The sequence below is a fragment of the Kitasatospora sp. NPDC059747 genome (genome assembly GCF_042732955.1).
GTDB lineage: Bacteria > Actinomycetota > Actinomycetes > Streptomycetales > Streptomycetaceae > Kitasatospora.
The window spans coordinates 1-16,832 of sequence record NZ_JBHWGV010000165.1; the positions used below are offsets into that span (position 1 = coordinate 1).

Below are 16,832 nucleotides of genomic sequence, written 5' to 3' on the forward strand. Positions count from 1 at the left end.
GCAAGAGCAACCTCCTGCGCACCCTCGTCACCGGCCTCGCCCTCACCCACACCCCGCGCGAGGTCCAGTTCTACTGCCTCGACTTCGGCGGCGGCACCCTCTCCGCCCTGCGCGGCCTGCCGCACGTCGGCGGCGTCACCGGACGCCACGACGGCGAACGGGTGCTGCGCACCATCGCCGAGGTCAACGGCATCATCACCCGGCGCGAGAAGTACTTCGCCGAACTCGGCATCGACTCCGTCGCCGCTTTCCGCCGCCGCAAGGCGGCCGGCGGACTCCCGGACGACCCGCACGGCGACGTCTTCCTCGTCATCGACGGCTGGAACACCCTGCGCCAGGAGTTCAACGACCTCGTCCAGCCGCTCACCCTCATCTCCCAGCGCGGCATCAACTACGGCGTCCACCTGGTCATCGCCACCACCCGCTGGGGCGAGATCACCGGCGGCCTGCGCGACCAGCTGCAGACCCGCTTCGAACTGCGCCTCGGCGACTCCGTCGACTCCGTCATCAACATGCGCGCCGCCGCCAAGGTGCCCAAGCTCCCCGGCCGCGGCCTCACCGACGACCAGCTCCACTTCCTCACCGCCCTGCCCCGCATCGACGGCTCCGGCAGTGCCGACGACCTCGGCGAGGGCGTCGCGGACCTCGTCGACGCCGTCGCCGCCCACTGGACCGGGCCCCGCGCCCCCGAGGTCCGGATGCTGCCGCTCAGCCTCGACGCCGGCCGGCTGCCCGCGCCGGAAGGGCGGCTGCGCGTCGCCATCGGCCTGGAGGACACCGAAGTCGCCCCGCTGTGGCACGACTTCGAGGAGAACCCGCACCTGCTCGTCGTCGGCGACAGCGAATCCGGCAAGACCAACCTGCTCGAACTCGTGATCCGCGGCATCACCAGCGCCTACACGCCCGCCGAGGCCCGCATCATGCTCGTCGACTTCCGGCGCGGCCTCTACGACGCCGTCCCCGAGGAGTACCGCCTCGGCTACGCGGTCGCCGTCGACAAGCTCCGCCAGATCGTCGACGGGGCGTCGCGCGCCATGAAGAACCGCATCCCGCCCGCCGACATCACCCCCGCCCGCCTCAAGCTGCGGGACTGGTGGGAGGGGCCCGAACTGTTCATCCTCGTCGACGACTACGACCTCGTCGGCGCCGGCACCGGGGCCCACCCGTTCGCCGCCCTCCTCGACGACCTCGCCCAGGGCGCGGAGATCGGCCTCCACCTCGTCGTCGCCCGCGGCGCCAACGGCATCGCGCGGGCCATGGGCGACCCGCTGGTCCGCAAGCTCCAGGAGGTCAACTCGCCCACGCTGCTGCTCTCCTGCCCGCCGTCCGAGGGCTACCTGTTCGGCAACCTCAAGCCGAGGGAGTTCCCGGCGGGGCGCGGGCTGTACATCACGCGGCGACGGACGGTGCAGGTGCAGACCGGCCGCCTGGCGGGGCCGGGCGGCTCGGGCGGTTCGGGCGGTTCGGGTGGGGAGCTGGGCGCGTAGTGGTCGGCGGAGGGTCGGCGGGGGCGGACAGCGGTCGGCTGTCCGACGTGGGCGGGTTGATGGGGGTCGATCGATGAGCCGGGTGACGACGGAGGGCGTCGAACGGTCGACGCTGCGTGGACTGGGGCCGCACTTCGTGATCGCGCCGCCGGGTGCGGAGGCGGCGGGGTTGGCGGCGGCCCTGGCGCCGGTGCGGGCCGAGGCGCACAGCCTGCTGGTCCTCGCGGCGGCCGAGGACGCGGCGCCCGTGCTGCGCGCGTCGCTGCCCGAACTGACGCGTGCGGCCTACGGGTTGGGCGCGGACACGCTCGTCCTCGCGGCCTCCGGCCTCGCCGCGCCGGGGCCGGACGGTCGCCGGCCGGCCGAACTCCTCGCCGGGCGCGCCGGGTTGACGGTCGTCGCGCCGGACGCGGTGGTGTCCGTCGAGCCCGACGGCACCCTGCGGGCCGTGGCCGGCTCCTGGTGGCGCTGCCGGCCGGGCGGCGGCCAGGCGGAGCCCCTGGGCGAGCGGTGGCCCGCGGCGGCGACGCTCACGCCGCTGGCCGGGGGCGCGTTCTGGGCGAGGTCCGGGACACCCGCGGGGCGGCCCGCGATCCTCGACCACGCCTCGGGGCGGGACGGCGCCGTCGTGCTGGTGATCGGCGAGCCGTCGGGGAGGCTGCCTTCGGGCGTCCAACTCGTCCATTCGGCCGCCGATGTGATGACGTCCGCGAGCCCGGACTCCGTGCTGCTGCTCAGCGCTCCGTGGGCCGAGCCGATCGAACTCGTCGAGCTGGCCGCGGTCGTGGCCGCCTCGCTCCGGTACGAGGTGCGGGCCGCGATCGGCCTGCCCGTCCGCGACGGCGCCGGGCACCACCACGTCCACGTGGCGCCCGACGGGACGGCCGGCTGGGAGCCGTACCTGACCGAACTGGCCGCCTGCCCGGTCGAACGCAAGGTCACCGCCGTCGGCTGGCGCAGCCGCCCCGACGCCCCCACCGCCCCCGGACCCGCCCGCTACCCCGCCTTCCCCGGCTGGGAACTGGAGGCCGTCGCGGCCGGCCTGTGGCTCCGTCCCACCGGCACCACCAACCGCGGCCCCCGCATGCGCCGCCCCGACCCGGCCCGCCCCGTCCTCGTCGTCGGCACCCCGGGCCGCCCGGTCACCGAGGACACCTGGGCCCGCCTCGGCGACGCCCTCGCCACCCTCCCGTCCGCGCCCCGGCTCGGCCTGGTGGTGGCGGGCACGATGGACGCGGAGTCGCAGACGGTGGGCCGCTTCTGCGCCCGGCTCCACGACATGGACTGGCTGGGGCCGGAGCCCCTGTGGCCCGCCCCGGAGCCGGGGGCATCCGTCCCGGCGCCGGAGCCGCTGCGGGGGCGGGGAGAGGCGGGGGTGTCGGCTCCCGTGTCCGTTGGGACAGCGGCGGCCAGGCCTTTGGCCGTCGGCGGTGCGGCGCCGGAGCCGACGTCCAGCGCGGCGCTGGGGTCTTCCGCTGCCGGCGCGCCGCCGGTCGCGCTTGGGCTCGCGCCCGTGGCGGCGCCGGTGCTGGAGCCGGATTCCACCGTGTCGCGGGATGGCGGCGCGGTGCCCGGCGCACCGTCGGTTGCCGGTGTGGCGCCGGTGGCCCCTGCTGAGGCTCCTGGACCTTCCGCAGCCCGCGTGCCGGTGTCGGATTCCACCGTGTCGTGGGATGGCGGTGTGGTACCCGGCCATCCGTCGGTTGCCGGCGTGGCCCCTGCTCAGGCTCCTGGGCCTTCCACAGCCCACGTGCCGGTGTCGGATGCCACCGTGTCGCGGGATGGAGGTGCGGCGCCTGGGTCTTCGGGCGTGGGTGCGCCCGAGTCCGGCCTTCCGCCGGCCGCTGCCGCGCCGCCGGTGGCGTCGGCATCGACGGTGTACGCGAATCCGGCGCCGGACGGGCCTTCCGCACCCGCCGAGGATCCGTCGGCGTTCTGGAGCGGCGACGCGGCCAGGGCGCCTGGCGCGCCAGGGCTGCTCGATGGGGTCGGGGCAGGGGAATCCACGTCTCCCGCGTCGACGGCATCGGTCGGCCCGGACACAGCGGCGCCGCCGTCGGAATGTGACGAGGAGCCGGTCGTGTCGGCGGCCATGGTGGCGGCAGAAGTCGGCGGGACCGACTTCTCGGTACCTGCCCCGCTGACGGAGTCGGCCCTTGCGGTCACCCCAGGCCCGGATGCAGCGGCTCGACTGTCGGAAAGTGACAGGCGGCCGGTCATGCCGCTGGCCATGGTGGTGGCAGAAGTCGATGGGACCGACTTCTCGGTACCTGCCCCGCCGAAGGCGTCGGCCCTTGCGGTCACCCGAGGCCCGGATGCAGCGGCTCGGCTGTCGGAATGTGATGGGGAGCCGGTCGTGTCGGCGGCCATGGAGGCGGCAGAAGTCGATGGGACCGACTTCTGGGTACCTGCCCCGCTGACGGCGCCGGATCGGGGTGCTGCCGAGGCGCCCCCGGCACCACCGGTGGTCGAGGCCCCGGGGAGCGAGGAGCCTCCCGAACCCGTACCTGCGCCGACTCCGGTTTCGGCCGTTGGTGGCCTGAGGGATGGCGCGTCGCCGTCCGCCACCAGCGGAGCCCCCGCGCTCCCGGAAGCCGGAGTGCCCGTGCAGGCGCCCGCCAAGCCGGCGGGATCGGGCCCCGGCGGTCCGGCGGCGGCACCGGTCGGCGATGCGGCCTCCGTGGGCATGGACGAGTCGGCGCCTGGCGGGCGGCCGTTGGCTGGGCCGGAGGGTGCGTTGCCGGGCGCCGAATCGGGTTCTGATCCGAGCGCGACGGTGGTGCCGGGCGTCGGCGGGGTCTCCGGAGGCACTGACGGGTCCGTCAGCGCGCCGCCGGCTGGTGGGCCGGAGAGTTCGTGGCCGGGCACGGCGGCGGAGCCGGACGGCGATGCGCCCGCCGAGGGTCCGGAAGGGCCGGCCCGCGGGGCGACGCTCGGCGGGTTGCCGTCCGATCCGTCGGGCGATCGGCCGAGTTCGATCCCGGGAGCCGCCGTACCGGACACGGGCGGCAGCGCGATCGCGCAGCGCGCCGGCGGGGTTGCCGCCGGGCCGATGCCGGGTGAGCCGTCGTCGGACCGGGCGGACGAACCGTCTCCCCAGCCCGCCGAAGCCCCCACCCCGGCCGCGGACCGCACCGCCCTCGTCGCCCTCCTCGGGTCCGCGTACCCGCGCCTCGCGCGCCGGGCCGAGGACGCGTCGACGAGGCTGCCGGGTCTGCGCCCGCAGGCCGCCGGGGGCGACCCCGGGCCGGAGCTCGTCGCGGTCCTGGTGCACCATGCCGAGTCCGCCGTCCCCGTCGCCCGTGAGGCCCTGGTCGCGGCGGCCCGGACGGGTGCGCCCGGCCCGCTGGGGTCGTACCTGCGGTGCCTTGCTGCCGGGTTGCGCCGGCTCCCGAGCCACTACGGCGGCGTGCTGCTCGCGGCCCCCGCCAGCGGATGCGACCTGGCGCGCTTCACGCCCGGTGCGGTCTTCACCGAGCGGGCTCCGGTGAGCGGGCTGGCCGCGGTGGGGGCCGATCTCGGGGAGGACGTGGAGGTGGAGTTCGCGGTGTGGTCCGTCGGCGGGCGGCGCTGTTCGGCGTTCGGCGAGCCGGGCGAGCCGGCGGCGGTGGTGTTCGCACCAGGGACGGGCTTCGAGGTGGTGGCCGTCGACGCCGCGGACCCGGCTGCCGGGATCCCCGCCCGTGTGCTGCTCCACGAGGTGGGGAGCATCCGTCCCGCCCCCGACCGTCTCCGCACGTGGCTCGCCCGCCGGGACGCCATCGCCCCGGCCGACCGCGTCCGCCCGCCCCACCCGGCGCACTACCGCCTGGACTTGGGGGCGGCCGGCTGACCCTGGAACTGCATGGGTCCGGCGGGCCGGAGCCCGTGCCACTGCCGGCGGTGGACCGCCTCGGTGTGCTGATTCCGACCGCGCGTCCAGCACTGCCCGGAGCGCTGTTGCCCTCGCCGTCGGCAAGCGCCACAGGATCCGTCGGCCCCATGACAGCGCCGGTGGCCACGGGACCTCTCTCGGCAGGAAGACCAGAGTGATCCTTGCCCACGGTCAGGGGCTACGCCACCGGACAGCGCCCGTGACGGCTTCCTGATCCGGTCACTTCGTGAAGAGTTCCACGGCTCAGGGAGTGTTGGCGGTCGCCCACGAACGGAACAGTGTGAGGGCCTCGGTGAGGTTGGCGGGCCCGCACCTGGCGTGGAACTGCTTCTCAGCGGTCCATACCCACACCCAGTCCTGCGTACTGCGGTTGACGTCCTGCCGGGGGCACTCGCAGTCCTCCAGGTCCGTCTCCGCCAGGTCGATGGTGACGGTCCAACCAGGGTTGTCGAGCGTGGCGATCGTCACGCCCCACTCGTGTTCCCAGTCCTCGTTGCACTGATCGGCGTACCAGGCCTGCAGCCAGTCGAGGACATGCTCCGAATCGCTCATGGCAGGGCATGCTATGTGCTCCGGCCTGGGCACCCGACGCCGGCCGGGCACGCCGCGCTCGCGGAGGCCTGGCCGCGTCTGGTCGCGTGATCGGGGCGCGCGGTGTCGAACCGGATTGCGCACCGGGCGGGTTGAACCCGTTCCGGCGGGGTCTCCGTCAGCACTTGTGAGGGGCCGACGTGTTCGCCCGGCCCCGGCTGGTCCCGGTGTCCCTTCCCTGGAGCAATGGAGCAATCATGAAGAAGATCAAGGCCGTTGCGGCTTCCGTGGCCGCGCTCGCCGCCCTCGCCGTCGGCGCGGCGCCCGCGAGTGCGGCGGGCACGGGCGGCAGTGGCACGGGTTCGGGTGCCAATGGTGTGGGCACGTGCAGCAGCAAGGTGTGGGAAGGCAAGTTCCTCTGCGGCGGCGCGTACGGGGACGGCACGGCGACGTACTACTTCCGCGACGGCCGTCAGGAGGTGTTCGTCATCGGCACCGACCACGCGGTGTGGACGCGTTGGACCACCGACAAGGCCGGCCACAAGAGCAGCTGGCTCTCCATGGGCGGTGCGCTGGCGGGTCCGGTCAGCGTTCTGGCTTCGGACATGGGGTTCGGCAACTTCGAGATCGGGGCGGTCGGTTCCGACGGCCACATCTGGGCGCGTGCCCGTGACACCAACGGCAACTGGACCGGGTGGGGCTCGGTCTCGTAGTCGGGTCCCGGTTGAACCCTCCGCCGTCGCCCGGCCGTCGGAGAGACGTGGGCCCCGGTGCGGAACGCGCCGGACGTGCGGGAGGAGTGCCGAAGGTGAACGAGGCGAAGCGGGACGGGTTCAGGCTCGCGGCGGTCTTCGACGCCGTGGATCCGGTGACGGGCCCGGGGTTCGCGCCCGGCCGTCCCCGGCTGGCGGAGGGCCCGGAGCGACGGGCCGTGGTGCGCTACCTGCGGGACGGGGCGGCCGTGCTGCTCACGCCGACGCTCATGGACGACGTGGTCGACCCGGAGCGGCGCGGCGTGGTGCCGCTCGGCTTCCGGACGGACGGGCAGTGGATCTGGACCGACACGGTGACCTACTACCTGGAGACGCACGGCGTGGCACCCGAGCCGGGCCTGCTCGCGCACGTCCGGGCACAGGGGGACGGGCCGTGCGTCCGGCCGGGCCGCGAGGTGCTGGAGCGGGCGGCGGCGTTCGTCCTGGCGCCGCCGGAGCCGGGTCGGGCCGCGGTGTGGTCGGTCGGGTCGTAGCGGGCCGGACGCGAGCGGGACGCCGTCCGTCGGTGCTTGGCGGACGGTGGGGCGGTAGCGGACTGAACGCGAGTGGGGGCGCCGTCCGTCGGTGCTTGTAGGAGTGGCGTCGAGTGCAGGGGATGAGCGTGGGCGAGGAGAAGCGCGGCGATGGGGGCCAGGGTTCGCCCGGGTTCCACCTCCCCGTGGTCAACTGGGCCGTGGCGGCCGAGGCGGAGGGTGAGGACGAGACGGCCGAGATCGGTCCGGCTCTCTCCGAGCCGGGTTCGGGCGGCGCGGTCGGGTCGGCGCCGGAGGTGCCGGCCGGGACCGAGCCCGCCCCGCCGCCGGCACTGCCGGAGTCCGCCCCCCTGATCGAGGCCGGGACGGCCGCCGCCACGCCGGAGGCGCTCGCGGAGGCGGCCGTGGCGGACCGCGAGGGCGCCACGACCGCCGCCGACGGCCCGCGTCCGGGCCGGGTTTCGCGTCCGATGGTCGCGGCCGCCGTCGCGGTGGGCCTGGTGCTGGTGGGTGCGTCCGTCGTGGTCACGCAGCTGGGCGGGGGCGATCCGAAGCACGGTCCCGCGCAGGCGGACAACCCGCCCGGGTACGGGCAGGGCGGCGGCGACGGCGGCAACGGGTACGTGCCGGGCACCGACGGCAACAACGGTGGCAACGGCGGCGGCAACGGCGCGCCCCCCGGAGACCAGGGCGCACCCGGCGGCACCGCACCGGGTGCCGCGGTGCCCGTCGGCGACCCCGCCGCGGGCGCGCCGAGCACGGACGCCGGTCAGCCGCTCGTCCCGGGCCAGTCGGCCGGTGCCCCTGCGGCGGGCGCGCCCGGGGCCGGTGGCGCGCCTGCGGCCCGGCAGCCCGGCACGGTGAACCAGGGCGGCGGCAACCCGGCGGCCACGACGGGTGGTTCATCGGGCGGCGGCTCCGGCGGGTCCGGCGGGTCCGGCGGCGCCGGCGGCAACGCCCCGCAGCAGCCCGCGCCGGGGGCCGCCAAGCCCGCCGTCCCGGGCCAGCAGCAGCCCGCCCCGCAACAGCCCGCGCCCCAGCAGCCGGCCCCGCAGCAGCCCGTCCCGCCCGCGAAGCCCGCCGACCCGCCGCCCGTGGTGACGGTCCTCGGCCCGGGGTGCAGCGGCAAGGGCTCCTACCGGGAGAACGGCCGGTTCAGCAAGGGCATCGAGGGCTGGATCGGCAACTCCGGCGGCTGGAGCGGCGATGGCTGCAACGGCAGCTACACCTCGGTCCCGATGTACGGCGACGCCTCGAAGGACGACCCCTCCGCCTCGGTGGTGTGGACGTTCAACCTGGGCAACGCCAGCACCTGCGCCCTGTCCGTCTACGTCCCCGCGAGCGGAGACGTGACGAAGGTCGGCGGCCACCCGACGTACTACACGGTGCAGAGCGGCGGATCGGGCGGCTCCTTCAACGTCAACCAGACGGCCAGTCAGGGAAGTTGGGTGAACGTAGGCAGCTTCGCCTACAGCGGCTCGCTGTCCGTCACCCTCCACACCCGCGGCGTGGACTGGGGCAGCGGCGTGTCCCACGCCCACCACGCGGCGAGCGCGATCCGCGCGACCTGCACCTCCTGACCGCCCCACGCTCCACCCCCAACGAAGGGAACCCCCACGCATGTCACGCGCGGTGCTGACGGTCTGTGCGGAGCAGCGGGAGTCCGGCTCGCAGCCGGGCTTCTACCGCACGATCGGCGAGGCCCTCCAGGCGGCCCGCAGCGGCGCGGTGATCTCGGTGCGCCCCGGCCGGTACGAGGAGAACCTGGTGGTCACCAAGATGGTGACGATCACGGCCGAGGACGTCCGGGGCAGCGTGCGGATCAGTCCGCGCCGCGGCTCGGTGCTCCAAGTGCTGGCCGAGGCGGTGCAGTTGACCGGCCTGGTGCTCCAGGGCCGGGACGAGGAACTGCCCGCCGTGGACGTGCCGCGCGGCCAGCTCGCCCTCCAGGACTGCGAAGTGGCCGGCAGCGCGTGGACGGCCGTACTGACCCGCCAGCAGGGCGAGTTGGCGATGCGCGGCTGCCGCGTGGTGAACCCGGCGGGCGCCGGCCTGGTGGAGACCTCGACCGGTGCGAGCGTCATCGAGGACAGCGTGATCGAACACCTCGGCACCTCCGCCCTGGTGATCGGCGAGCGCGCCAACCCCACCGTGCGCCGCTGCGTGCTGCGCGACGCCCGGGGCAACGGCGTGTGCGCCAACGGCGAGTCCCGCGGCGTGATCGAGGACTGCGAGATCTCCGCAACCGACAAGCCCGCCATCGCACTCGAGGAGCAGAGCACCACCCGCGTGGTGCGCACGCAGATCCGTGACAGCGCGCTCGGCGTCTTCATCGGCTCCACCGCCCGCGTGGAGCTGGAGGACTGCACCGTCAGCGCCGTGCGCGCCCACGGCTACGTGCTCACCAACGGCACCGACCCGCTGCTGCGGCGCTGCCGCGCGGTCCGCACGCAGGGCAACGGCCTGCACGTCTCCGGACGCGCCAGGGGCACCTTCGAGGACTGCGAGGTGACGTCCGCCGTCCAGGCCGGCATCCACGTCGGGGAGTCCGCCGGGCCGAGCCTGGTCCGGACGGTGGTGCGCGACGGCGAGACGGACGGCGTCGAGCTGACCGGCGAGAGCGCGGCCGAGTTCGACCGCCTGGAGGTGCGGGACGCGGCCGGCGCCGGGGTCGTCGTCCGCGACGGCGCCAACCCGCTGCTGCGCCGCCTCGCCGTCACGGCCGCGGCCGGGCACGGCGTCGAGGTGCTGCGCGACGGGCGCGGCCGGATCGAGGACGCCACCGTCGTCGACTCGGGACGCGACGGGGTGCGGATCGAGGACGGCGCGAACACCTACGTCGGCGGCAGCACCGTGCGCGGCAGCAAGGGCTGCGGGATCTCGGTCGGCGCCGAGGGCGTCGCGACGCTGCGCGACGTCGACGCCGAGGACAACGCGTACGACGGCGTGAGCGTCGAGCACGACGGCGAACTCACCGCCACCCGGGCCGGCCTGCGGGCCAACCGGCGGCACGGCCTGCACCTCCTGCCCGGCGCCAGGGCGACCCTGACGGGCTGCCGGATGACCAACAACACCGTGGACGGCGTCCGTTCGGAGTCCGCGGAGCCCGTCCGGCTGAGCGACTGCGTGGTCGCCGAGAACGAGGGCGCGGGCCTGCGGCAGACCGAGCCGACCGAACGGCTCGCCGTCGAGCACCTGGACAGCCGCGACAACCGCTCCGCGGACGCCCACGGCACGGCCGCCGCGGCCGCCGCGACGACCCCGGCCGCCGTGGAGGCCGCTGCGGACGGCCCGGCCGGCGAGGCGGCCGCCCCCGTGAAGGAGCAGGGCCCGCAGGCCGTCCTGCAGACCCTCGTCGGCCTGGAGGGCGTCAAGGACCAGGTCGCCACGCTCGTCAACCTCAACAAGCTCGCCCGCCGCCGCGAACAGGCCGGCCTGCCCGCCCTCCCGATGAGCCGCCACCTCGTCTTCGCCGGCCCGCCCGGCACCGGCAAGACCACCGTCGCCCGCCTCTACGGCGCGATCCTGGCCGAACTCGGCGTGCTGCGCAGCGGGCACCTGACCGAGGTGGCGCGCGCCGACCTGGTCGCCTCCATCATCGGCGGCACCGCGCTCAAGACCACCGAGGTGGTCAAGGAGGCGCTCGGCGGCGTGCTGTTCATCGACGAGGCCTACACGCTCTCCGCGGGATCGGGCGGCAGCGGCCCCGACTTCGGCCGGGAGGCGATCGACACGCTCGTGAAGCTCATGGAGGACCACCGCGACGACCTCGTGGTGATCGTCGCCGGGTACGAGGACGAGATCCGCGAGTTCCTGGCCTCCAACCCGGGCCTCGCCTCCCGCTTCAGCCGCACCGTCGAGTTCGAGAACTACAACGACGACGAGCTCACCACCATCGTCGAGCGGGCGGCCGCGAGCCACGGCTACGAACTCGCCCCGGGCACGCGCGAGGCCCTCGCCGTCCACTTCGAACGGATGCCCAAGGGCCCGGACTTCGGCAACGGACGGGCGGCGCGCAAGGTGTTCGAGGAGATGGTCGACCGGCAGGCCGGGCGGCTCGCCGAACTCGAGCAGTTCGACAACGCCGACCTCACCCTGCTCCTCCCGGCCGACGTCGGCGAGGAGGCCGCGGCGGCGGTCGCCCGGGCCGCGGCGGGGGAGGAGGAACCCACGGCGCCCGGCCTGCTGGACCGGCTGCGCGCGATGGTCGGCCTCGCGGCGGCCAAGGAACAGGTCGAGGACCTCGTCAACCTCACCCGCCAGACCCGCCGCCGCATCGAGGCCGGCCTCCCGGCGGCCACCATCAGCCACCACCTCGTCTTCTCCGGCCCGCCCGGCACCGGCAAGACCACCGTCGCCCGCCTCTACGGCGAACTCCTCGCCGAACTGGACGTGCTGCCCGGCGGCCAGCTCATCGAGACCGCCCGCGCCGACCTCGTCGGCCGGTACATCGGCCACACCGCCCAGCTGACCCGTGACGCCTTCGAACGCGCCCGCGGCGGCGTGCTCTTCATCGACGAGGCGTACACGCTGACGCCCCGGCACGGCGGGGGCGGCGACTTCGGCCAGGAGGCCGTGGACACCCTGATGAAGCTCATGGAGGACCACCGCGACGAGGTCGTCGTCATCGTCGCCGGCTACCAGGAGGAAATGCGCGGCTTCCTCGCCTCCAACCCCGGTCTGGCGTCGCGCTTCTCCCGCGAGATCACCTTCGACCACTACTCGGACGACGAACTCATCACCATCGTCCGCCTCCAGGCCGAGGCCGCCGGCTACACCTGCACCCCGGACACCCTGACGGCCCTGAGCACCCTCTTCCGCGCCGTCCCGCGCGACAACTCCTTCGGCAACGGCCGCTTCGCGCGGCAGGTGCTGGAGGCGATGATCACGCGCCAGGCGGGCCGCCTGTCCCGCCTGGACATCGGGGACCTGGACGAACTCAGCCTCCTGCTGCCCCAGGACATCCCGGCCGAGCGCATCGGCAGCTTCGCGTGAGCCGGGTGACGGGGGCGGTGGCAGGAGCGGCGGCGGTCCGTTCGGCCGACCGGGCCCCACGGGCCCGCCGACCGCTGCCGCGCGGGGCTGCGGCAGGCCGGATCGGCGGCTTCTCGTGAGGCGCCGGGCGGACGACGTGGTCCCGGTGGACGAGGTGGTCGCGGCGGCCGTGGTCCCGGCCGCCCCTATGACAGCCGTCGGCCGGCGGAGCGAGGAGGGGAGGGGACTGGCAGCCGGGGCGTCGGCGTCCGTGGGGGACGCGTGTGGGGATGAGCCCGCGCTGCCGACCCCCTCCCCGACCACCGCCGGCCGACGGCCTTCGCCCGACGAGGAACCGGGGCAGGCGGGCGGGCGCGAGCCGTCGGCAGGCCGGCCTCGGGCACGGCGGGCGTTGTCGGCGTCCGTACCGTCCGCCGCCTCGACCACCGGCGGCCGACGGCTCTTCGCAGCGCGGGCGTCGGCGACGGTCCTGGTCGCTGCGCTGCTGCTTCCGGCGGGAGCCGCATGGGCCGACACACCTGCGCCCGCGACCGCGCCCTCGCCGTCCTCCTCGCCCGGGGACGCCTTGCCGGGCGTCAGCCAGGTGCGGCGGGACGTGTCCGGGAAGCCCGCGGGCTGCCTGCCCGCGTCGGCGAAGGGCACCCAACTCACGCCCTGGCCGCAGACGTTCCTGCGGCCCGACCGGGTGTGGCAGCTGAGCCGTGGCGACGGAGTGACGGTCGCGGTGCTCGGCTCGGGGCTGGGCGACGGCTCCGGGCTGCTCGCCGGCCGTACCGACTTCGCGCCCAGGCTCGACGGCGCCGCCGACCCGGCGCACGACTGCGTCGGCCACGGCAGCTTCCTGGCCGGGCTGATCGCCGCCGACCGCCGCGACGGCACCGGCTTCTCCGGCCTGGCGCCGCACGCGCGGGTCCTGGCGGTGGGCGTCACCGACGACACCGGCACGACCACCGCGGACCGGCTCGCCCAGGGCATCACGGCGGCGGCCGACCGGGGCGCGCGCATCATCGCCGTCGGCGTCACCGTCCCCGAGGGCAACGACGCACTGGCCGGGGCCGTGCGCCGGGCCCGGGCCAAGGGCGCGCTGATCGTCGCCCCGGCCGGGCCCGACACCGCACCCACCGCGCAGGCCAAACCGACCCCCGTCTACCCCTCCGCCTACCCCGAGGTGCTGGCCGTCCGCGACCTCGGCCCGGCCGGGGCGCTGCCGGAGAACGCGGCGGTCGGCGGCCGGGTGGACCTGGCCGCCCCGGGCGACGCCGTGACCGGCCCCGGCCCGGCGGCGGGCGGCTACTACACGGGCGCGGGCCCGAGCTTCGCGACGGCCTTCGTCGCCGGCACGGCGGCCCTGGTCCTCGGCTACCGCCCGACCCTCACCGCCGACCAGCTGACGGCCCGTCTCGAAGCCACCGCGTACCGCCCGGGCGGCCCGGTGCCCGATCCGCAACTCGGTTACGGAACGGTGGACTTGGTCGCGGCCGTGACGAGCACGCTCGACCACGAGACGTCCCCGAGCCCGCACCCCACCACCCCGACCACGGCCGCCCTGGCGATGCCACCCGGCCGCCCCACATCCGAAGCCCCCGCCCAGGCCACAGCGGTGGCCCTGACCGCACTGGGCACGATCGGCCTGGTAGCCGTCGCCGGAGCCATAGCCCCCCGAGGCCGCGCCCGCCGCTGGCAACCGGCAAAGGCCGACGACGCGTCGTAGCACCACCCCGAGCCCGGCGGACGGGGGATCCCGTCGGTCTCGGGGATGCCGTGGCCCTGTACGACAACCCCGAGGCCGACTTCAGTCCGTCCAACGTCTGGGCCGCGGACCGGTCGTGGCTCCTGTGCACCGACTACGACCTCTGGGGCACCAAGGTCGCCGGACCCACCGGGCCTCGTCGAGGCGCTGCTGAACGACCCCGAGCCGAAAGGCCCGCCCTAGCCCAGTCCGTTGCTCAGCAGGTCGAAGGCGCGCTCGGTGGCGTGGACGGCTGCCGGGTAGTGGTCGTCGGCGGAGGTGCCGGCGGCCAGGTGTTCCTGGTGCATGATCGCGAGCTCGCGCTGCACCACGATCACCTGGGCGGCCACGAGGCGGGCGGTGACTGGGTCGACGTCGGCCTCCTGCAGGGCCGCGCACAGGGCTTCGGCGCCGCGTTCGGAGTAGCGGATCAGCCGTGATGCCAGGCTCTCGGTGCCGGCGATCAGGCGGAGGAAGGCCATGACCTCGGGGTCGTCGCAGAGACCGGTGTTCGGGTCGCGCCGGGCCAGGGCGTCGAGGCGGGCCGTCCGCAGCGCCTCCAGCGGGGGTTGGCCGTCCGGGCGGGCGCGGACGATGCGGGCCGCTTCGCTCTCGTGGTCGGCGAAGCGCTGGAGGACGAGGTCCTCCTTCGTCGGGAAGTAGGCGAAGAGGGTGCGCCGGGAGACGTCCGCCGCCTCGGCGATCTCGGTGATCGACACCTGGTCGAAGCCCTTGTCGAGGAAGAGGCGGATCGCGGTCGCCGCGATCGTCTCCCGGGTGCGTTCCTTCTTGCGTTCCCGCAGGCCCATGTGCTGATTCATGCACTCAGTCTACCCTGTGGTAGACTGAGTGCAGAATTGCACCTGGTTTCTTCTTTCGGAGGTTGCTGTGCAGACCGAAGTCATCGTCGTGGGGGCGGGCCCGACCGGGCTGATGCTGGCGCACGAGCTGACGCTGGCCGGGATCCCGGTCGTCGTCACGGAGAAGCTGCTCGCCCGGAGCACCCAGTCCCGGGCCGGCAGTCTCCAGCCGCGCACCGCCGAAGTGCTGGACCTGCGGGGGCTGTTGGAGCCGCTGCTCGCGGAGCTGCCGGCGGGGGAGAGCTCGGGCGGGCACTTCGCCGGCCTGCCGGTCGAGCTGGACTGCACGCCGTGGCGCACCCGGTACCCGCACCCGGTCGGCGTCCCGCAGGCCGCGCTGGAGGCGCACCTCGAAGGACTCCTCGCCGAGCGGGGCGTGCCCGTGCTCCGCGGCCGCGAGGTGACGGCGGTCGCGCAGGACGCGGACGGGGTCACCGCCGAGTGGCGAGCGGAAGACGGCGGCAGCGGCGAGATCCGCGGCGAGATCCGGGGCCGCTACCTCGTCGCGTGCGACGGCGGGCACAGCACGGTCCGCCGGCTGCTGGGCGTCGCCTTCCCCGGCCGGGAGCGCCGGATGTCCGCCGTGGCCGCGGACTTCACGCTCGTCTCGCGCTCGGACAAGGTCCGCACCGAGCCCGGACACTTCAGCGAGTACGCGCGGTCGGCCAACGGCTTCCACACGATCCTGCACCCGATCGGCCCGGACCTGTACCGGATGCTGTTCGGCAAGCTCTCCGGGGACGGCCCGGACCACGCGTCGCCGGTCTCCGCCGACGAGGTCCGGGAGGCCCTGCACGCCGTGTACGGGCCGGAGACGGTGCTGGGCGAACTGCGCGCGGCCTCCCGGTTCGGCGACGCCGTGCGCCAGGTCGAGCGCTACCGCGAGGGCCGGGTGCTCTTCGCCGGGGACGCGGCGCACATCCACATGCCGATCGGCGGCCAGGGCGTCAACCTGGGCGTCCAGGACGCCGTCAACCTGGGCTGGAAGCTCGCCGGCACGATCGACGGCTGGGCGCCCGCCGGCCTGCTCGACAGCTACCACGAGGAGCGGTACCCGGTCGCCGCCCGGGTGCTGCGCCACACCCGCGCACAGGGCGTGATCATGAACCCGGGGCGGGACGAGGAGATCGCCACGGTCCGCGAGATCGTCACCGACCTGCTGCGGCTGCCCGACGCCCACCGGTACGTCTCGGGCATGATGTCCGGCCTGGACCTCCACTACCCGGGCGTCGGCCCCCGGCTGATCGACCTGGAACTGACCACCGAGGACGGTCCGGCCAGGGCGAGCTCGCTGATGCGCTCCGGCCGCGGCCTGCTGCTGTCCCTCGACGGCCGGCGGCGGTCGGTCGGCGACCGGGCCGACCGGGTCGAGCACGTCCTGGCGAAGCCCGAGGAGGACGTCGACGGGGCCGGGGCCCTCCTGATCCGCCCCGACGGCTACCTCGCCTGGACCGACACCGACGGGACGCCGCTCGACACGGCCCTGGCCCGCTGGTTCGGCTGAGCACCGGCCCGGGCCCGGGGCCGGTTCGCCCGAGGTCCGCTCAGGCGAGCCGGTCCGGGGACGGGAGCCGGGTGACCGGGTCGTCGGACCAGGAGTAGACCTCCAGCAAGGACAGGTAGCCCTCGGACGCGAACAGCATGACGCCGCCCACCGGTTCGCCGGTCTCGTCGAGCACGGTGGCCTCGGCGAACGGATTGTCCACGGCGGGCGCCGCGGGCACCGCCGACCGGTCCAGGGCGAAGTCGATGCTCGGGCACGGGCAGCGGCAGTGGCCGATGACGCGCAGATGGGGGATCTGCGCGGACAGCTCCGGGTAGGCGTCGCCGAGGAGGGTGTTCAGGAGGTGCACCGCTTCGTCGGGTAGGGGCTCGCCGGTCATGGCCCGAGCCGATCATCCGGCGGCCGGGCAGGTCAAATCCCGGGCCGGGCCGTCAAATCCGCGGCCGGGCCGGTCAATCCCGGGGCGGCCTGGTCAAATCCGGCGGTCGGCCATCGCGTCGCCGGTGAGGGCGGCCAGTTCGAGGACCGCCGCCGCCCGGGCCCTGTGACGGCGGGGCAGGACGACGACGCCGCGGCGGCGGGTCCGGATGTGGGGGATCAGGAGGC

The 16,832-nt window shown here is 75.1% G+C and carries 11 protein-coding genes; 8 read left to right on the plus strand and 3 right to left on the minus strand.

Features of this window, described 5'->3' with window-relative positions; translation table 11 throughout:
• Together eccCb and ACFV4G_RS39795 are read left to right on the plus strand one after the other, a co-directional pair.
• Window positions 1-1,487 (plus strand): type VII secretion protein EccCb (eccCb, locus tag ACFV4G_RS39790; protein ID WP_380447853.1); only part of this gene is annotated, 1,487 nt, incomplete at its 5' end.
• Between the two features lie 73 nt (window positions 1,488-1,560).
• On the plus strand, window positions 1,561-5,319 hold the full coding sequence (locus tag ACFV4G_RS39795) for a hypothetical protein (protein ID WP_380447855.1): 3,759 nt from the start codon (window positions 1,561-1,563) through the stop codon (window positions 5,317-5,319).
• A 285-nt stretch (window positions 5,320-5,604) separates the two neighbouring features.
• Here ACFV4G_RS39795 and ACFV4G_RS39800 read toward each other — a convergent pair whose 3' ends face one another.
• Complete coding sequence (locus tag ACFV4G_RS39800; RefSeq protein WP_380447857.1) at window positions 5,605-5,913, minus strand: immunity 53 family protein; 309 nt, start codon at window positions 5,911-5,913, stop codon at window positions 5,605-5,607.
• A gap of 236 nt (window positions 5,914-6,149) precedes the next feature.
• Here ACFV4G_RS39800 and ACFV4G_RS39805 point away from each other — a divergent pair, with 236 nt between their 5' ends.
• From ACFV4G_RS39805 to ACFV4G_RS39825, 5 genes are all read left to right on the plus strand, one after another.
• Complete coding sequence (locus ACFV4G_RS39805; protein ID WP_380447859.1) at window positions 6,150-6,605, plus strand: hypothetical protein; 456 nt, start codon at window positions 6,150-6,152, stop codon at window positions 6,603-6,605.
• A gap of 95 nt (window positions 6,606-6,700) precedes the next feature.
• On the plus strand, window positions 6,701-7,138 hold the full coding sequence (locus tag ACFV4G_RS39810) for a hypothetical protein (protein WP_380447861.1): 438 nt from the start codon (window positions 6,701-6,703) through the stop codon (window positions 7,136-7,138).
• A 113-nt stretch (window positions 7,139-7,251) separates the two neighbouring features.
• Entirely contained in the window at window positions 7,252-8,718 is a 1,467-nt protein-coding gene (locus tag ACFV4G_RS39815) for a hypothetical protein (RefSeq protein ID WP_380447863.1), read from the plus strand.
• A gap of 40 nt (window positions 8,719-8,758) precedes the next feature.
• Window positions 8,759-12,133 carry a right-handed parallel beta-helix repeat-containing protein gene (locus tag ACFV4G_RS39820; RefSeq protein WP_380447865.1) on the plus strand — a complete coding sequence of 1,125 codons (3,375 nt, stop codon included), beginning with the start codon at window positions 8,759-8,761 and terminating at the stop codon, window positions 12,131-12,133.
• 595 nt (window positions 12,134-12,728) lie between these two features.
• Window positions 12,729-13,844 (plus strand): S8 family serine peptidase, encoded by a 1,116-nt coding sequence (locus ACFV4G_RS39825; RefSeq protein WP_380447867.1) that lies wholly within the window; start codon window positions 12,729-12,731, stop codon window positions 13,842-13,844.
• A 218-nt stretch (window positions 13,845-14,062) separates the two neighbouring features.
• On the opposite strand, the gene ACFV4G_RS39830 is transcribed toward ACFV4G_RS39825, so the two are convergent.
• Window positions 14,063-14,683, minus strand: coding sequence for a TetR family transcriptional regulator (locus ACFV4G_RS39830; protein ID WP_380447869.1), 621 nt, complete (start codon window positions 14,681-14,683; stop codon window positions 14,063-14,065).
• Window positions 14,684-14,750: 67 nt separating this feature from the next.
• Between ACFV4G_RS39830 and ACFV4G_RS39835 the strand changes: the two genes are divergently transcribed.
• Window positions 14,751-16,226: an FAD-dependent monooxygenase gene (locus tag ACFV4G_RS39835; RefSeq protein WP_380447871.1), complete on the plus strand. Its 1,476-nt coding sequence runs from the start codon at window positions 14,751-14,753 to the stop codon at window positions 16,224-16,226.
• A 40-nt stretch (window positions 16,227-16,266) separates the two neighbouring features.
• Here ACFV4G_RS39835 and ACFV4G_RS39840 read toward each other — a convergent pair whose 3' ends face one another.
• Window positions 16,267-16,605, minus strand: a complete 339-nt coding sequence (locus ACFV4G_RS39840) for a hypothetical protein (RefSeq protein ID WP_380447873.1) — start codon at window positions 16,603-16,605, stop codon at window positions 16,267-16,269.
• Window positions 16,606-16,832: the final 227 nt, after the last annotated feature.

Coding starts and splice junctions, on each gene's coding strand:
- ACFV4G_RS39820 (WP_380447865.1), top strand. CDS start 8,759: ATGTCACGCGCGGTGCTGACGGTCTGTGCGGAGCAGCGGGAGTCCGGC.
- ACFV4G_RS39830 (WP_380447869.1), bottom strand. CDS start 14,683: ATGAATCAGCACATGGGCCTGCGGGAACGCAAGAAGGAACGCACCCGG.
- ACFV4G_RS39800 (WP_380447857.1), bottom strand. CDS start 5,913: ATGAGCGATTCGGAGCATGTCCTCGACTGGCTGCAGGCCTGGTACGCC.
- ACFV4G_RS39795 (WP_380447855.1), top strand. CDS start 1,561: ATGAGCCGGGTGACGACGGAGGGCGTCGAACGGTCGACGCTGCGTGGA.
- ACFV4G_RS39840 (WP_380447873.1), bottom strand. CDS start 16,605: ATGACCGGCGAGCCCCTACCCGACGAAGCGGTGCACCTCCTGAACACC.
- ACFV4G_RS39805 (WP_380447859.1), top strand. CDS start 6,150: ATGAAGAAGATCAAGGCCGTTGCGGCTTCCGTGGCCGCGCTCGCCGCC.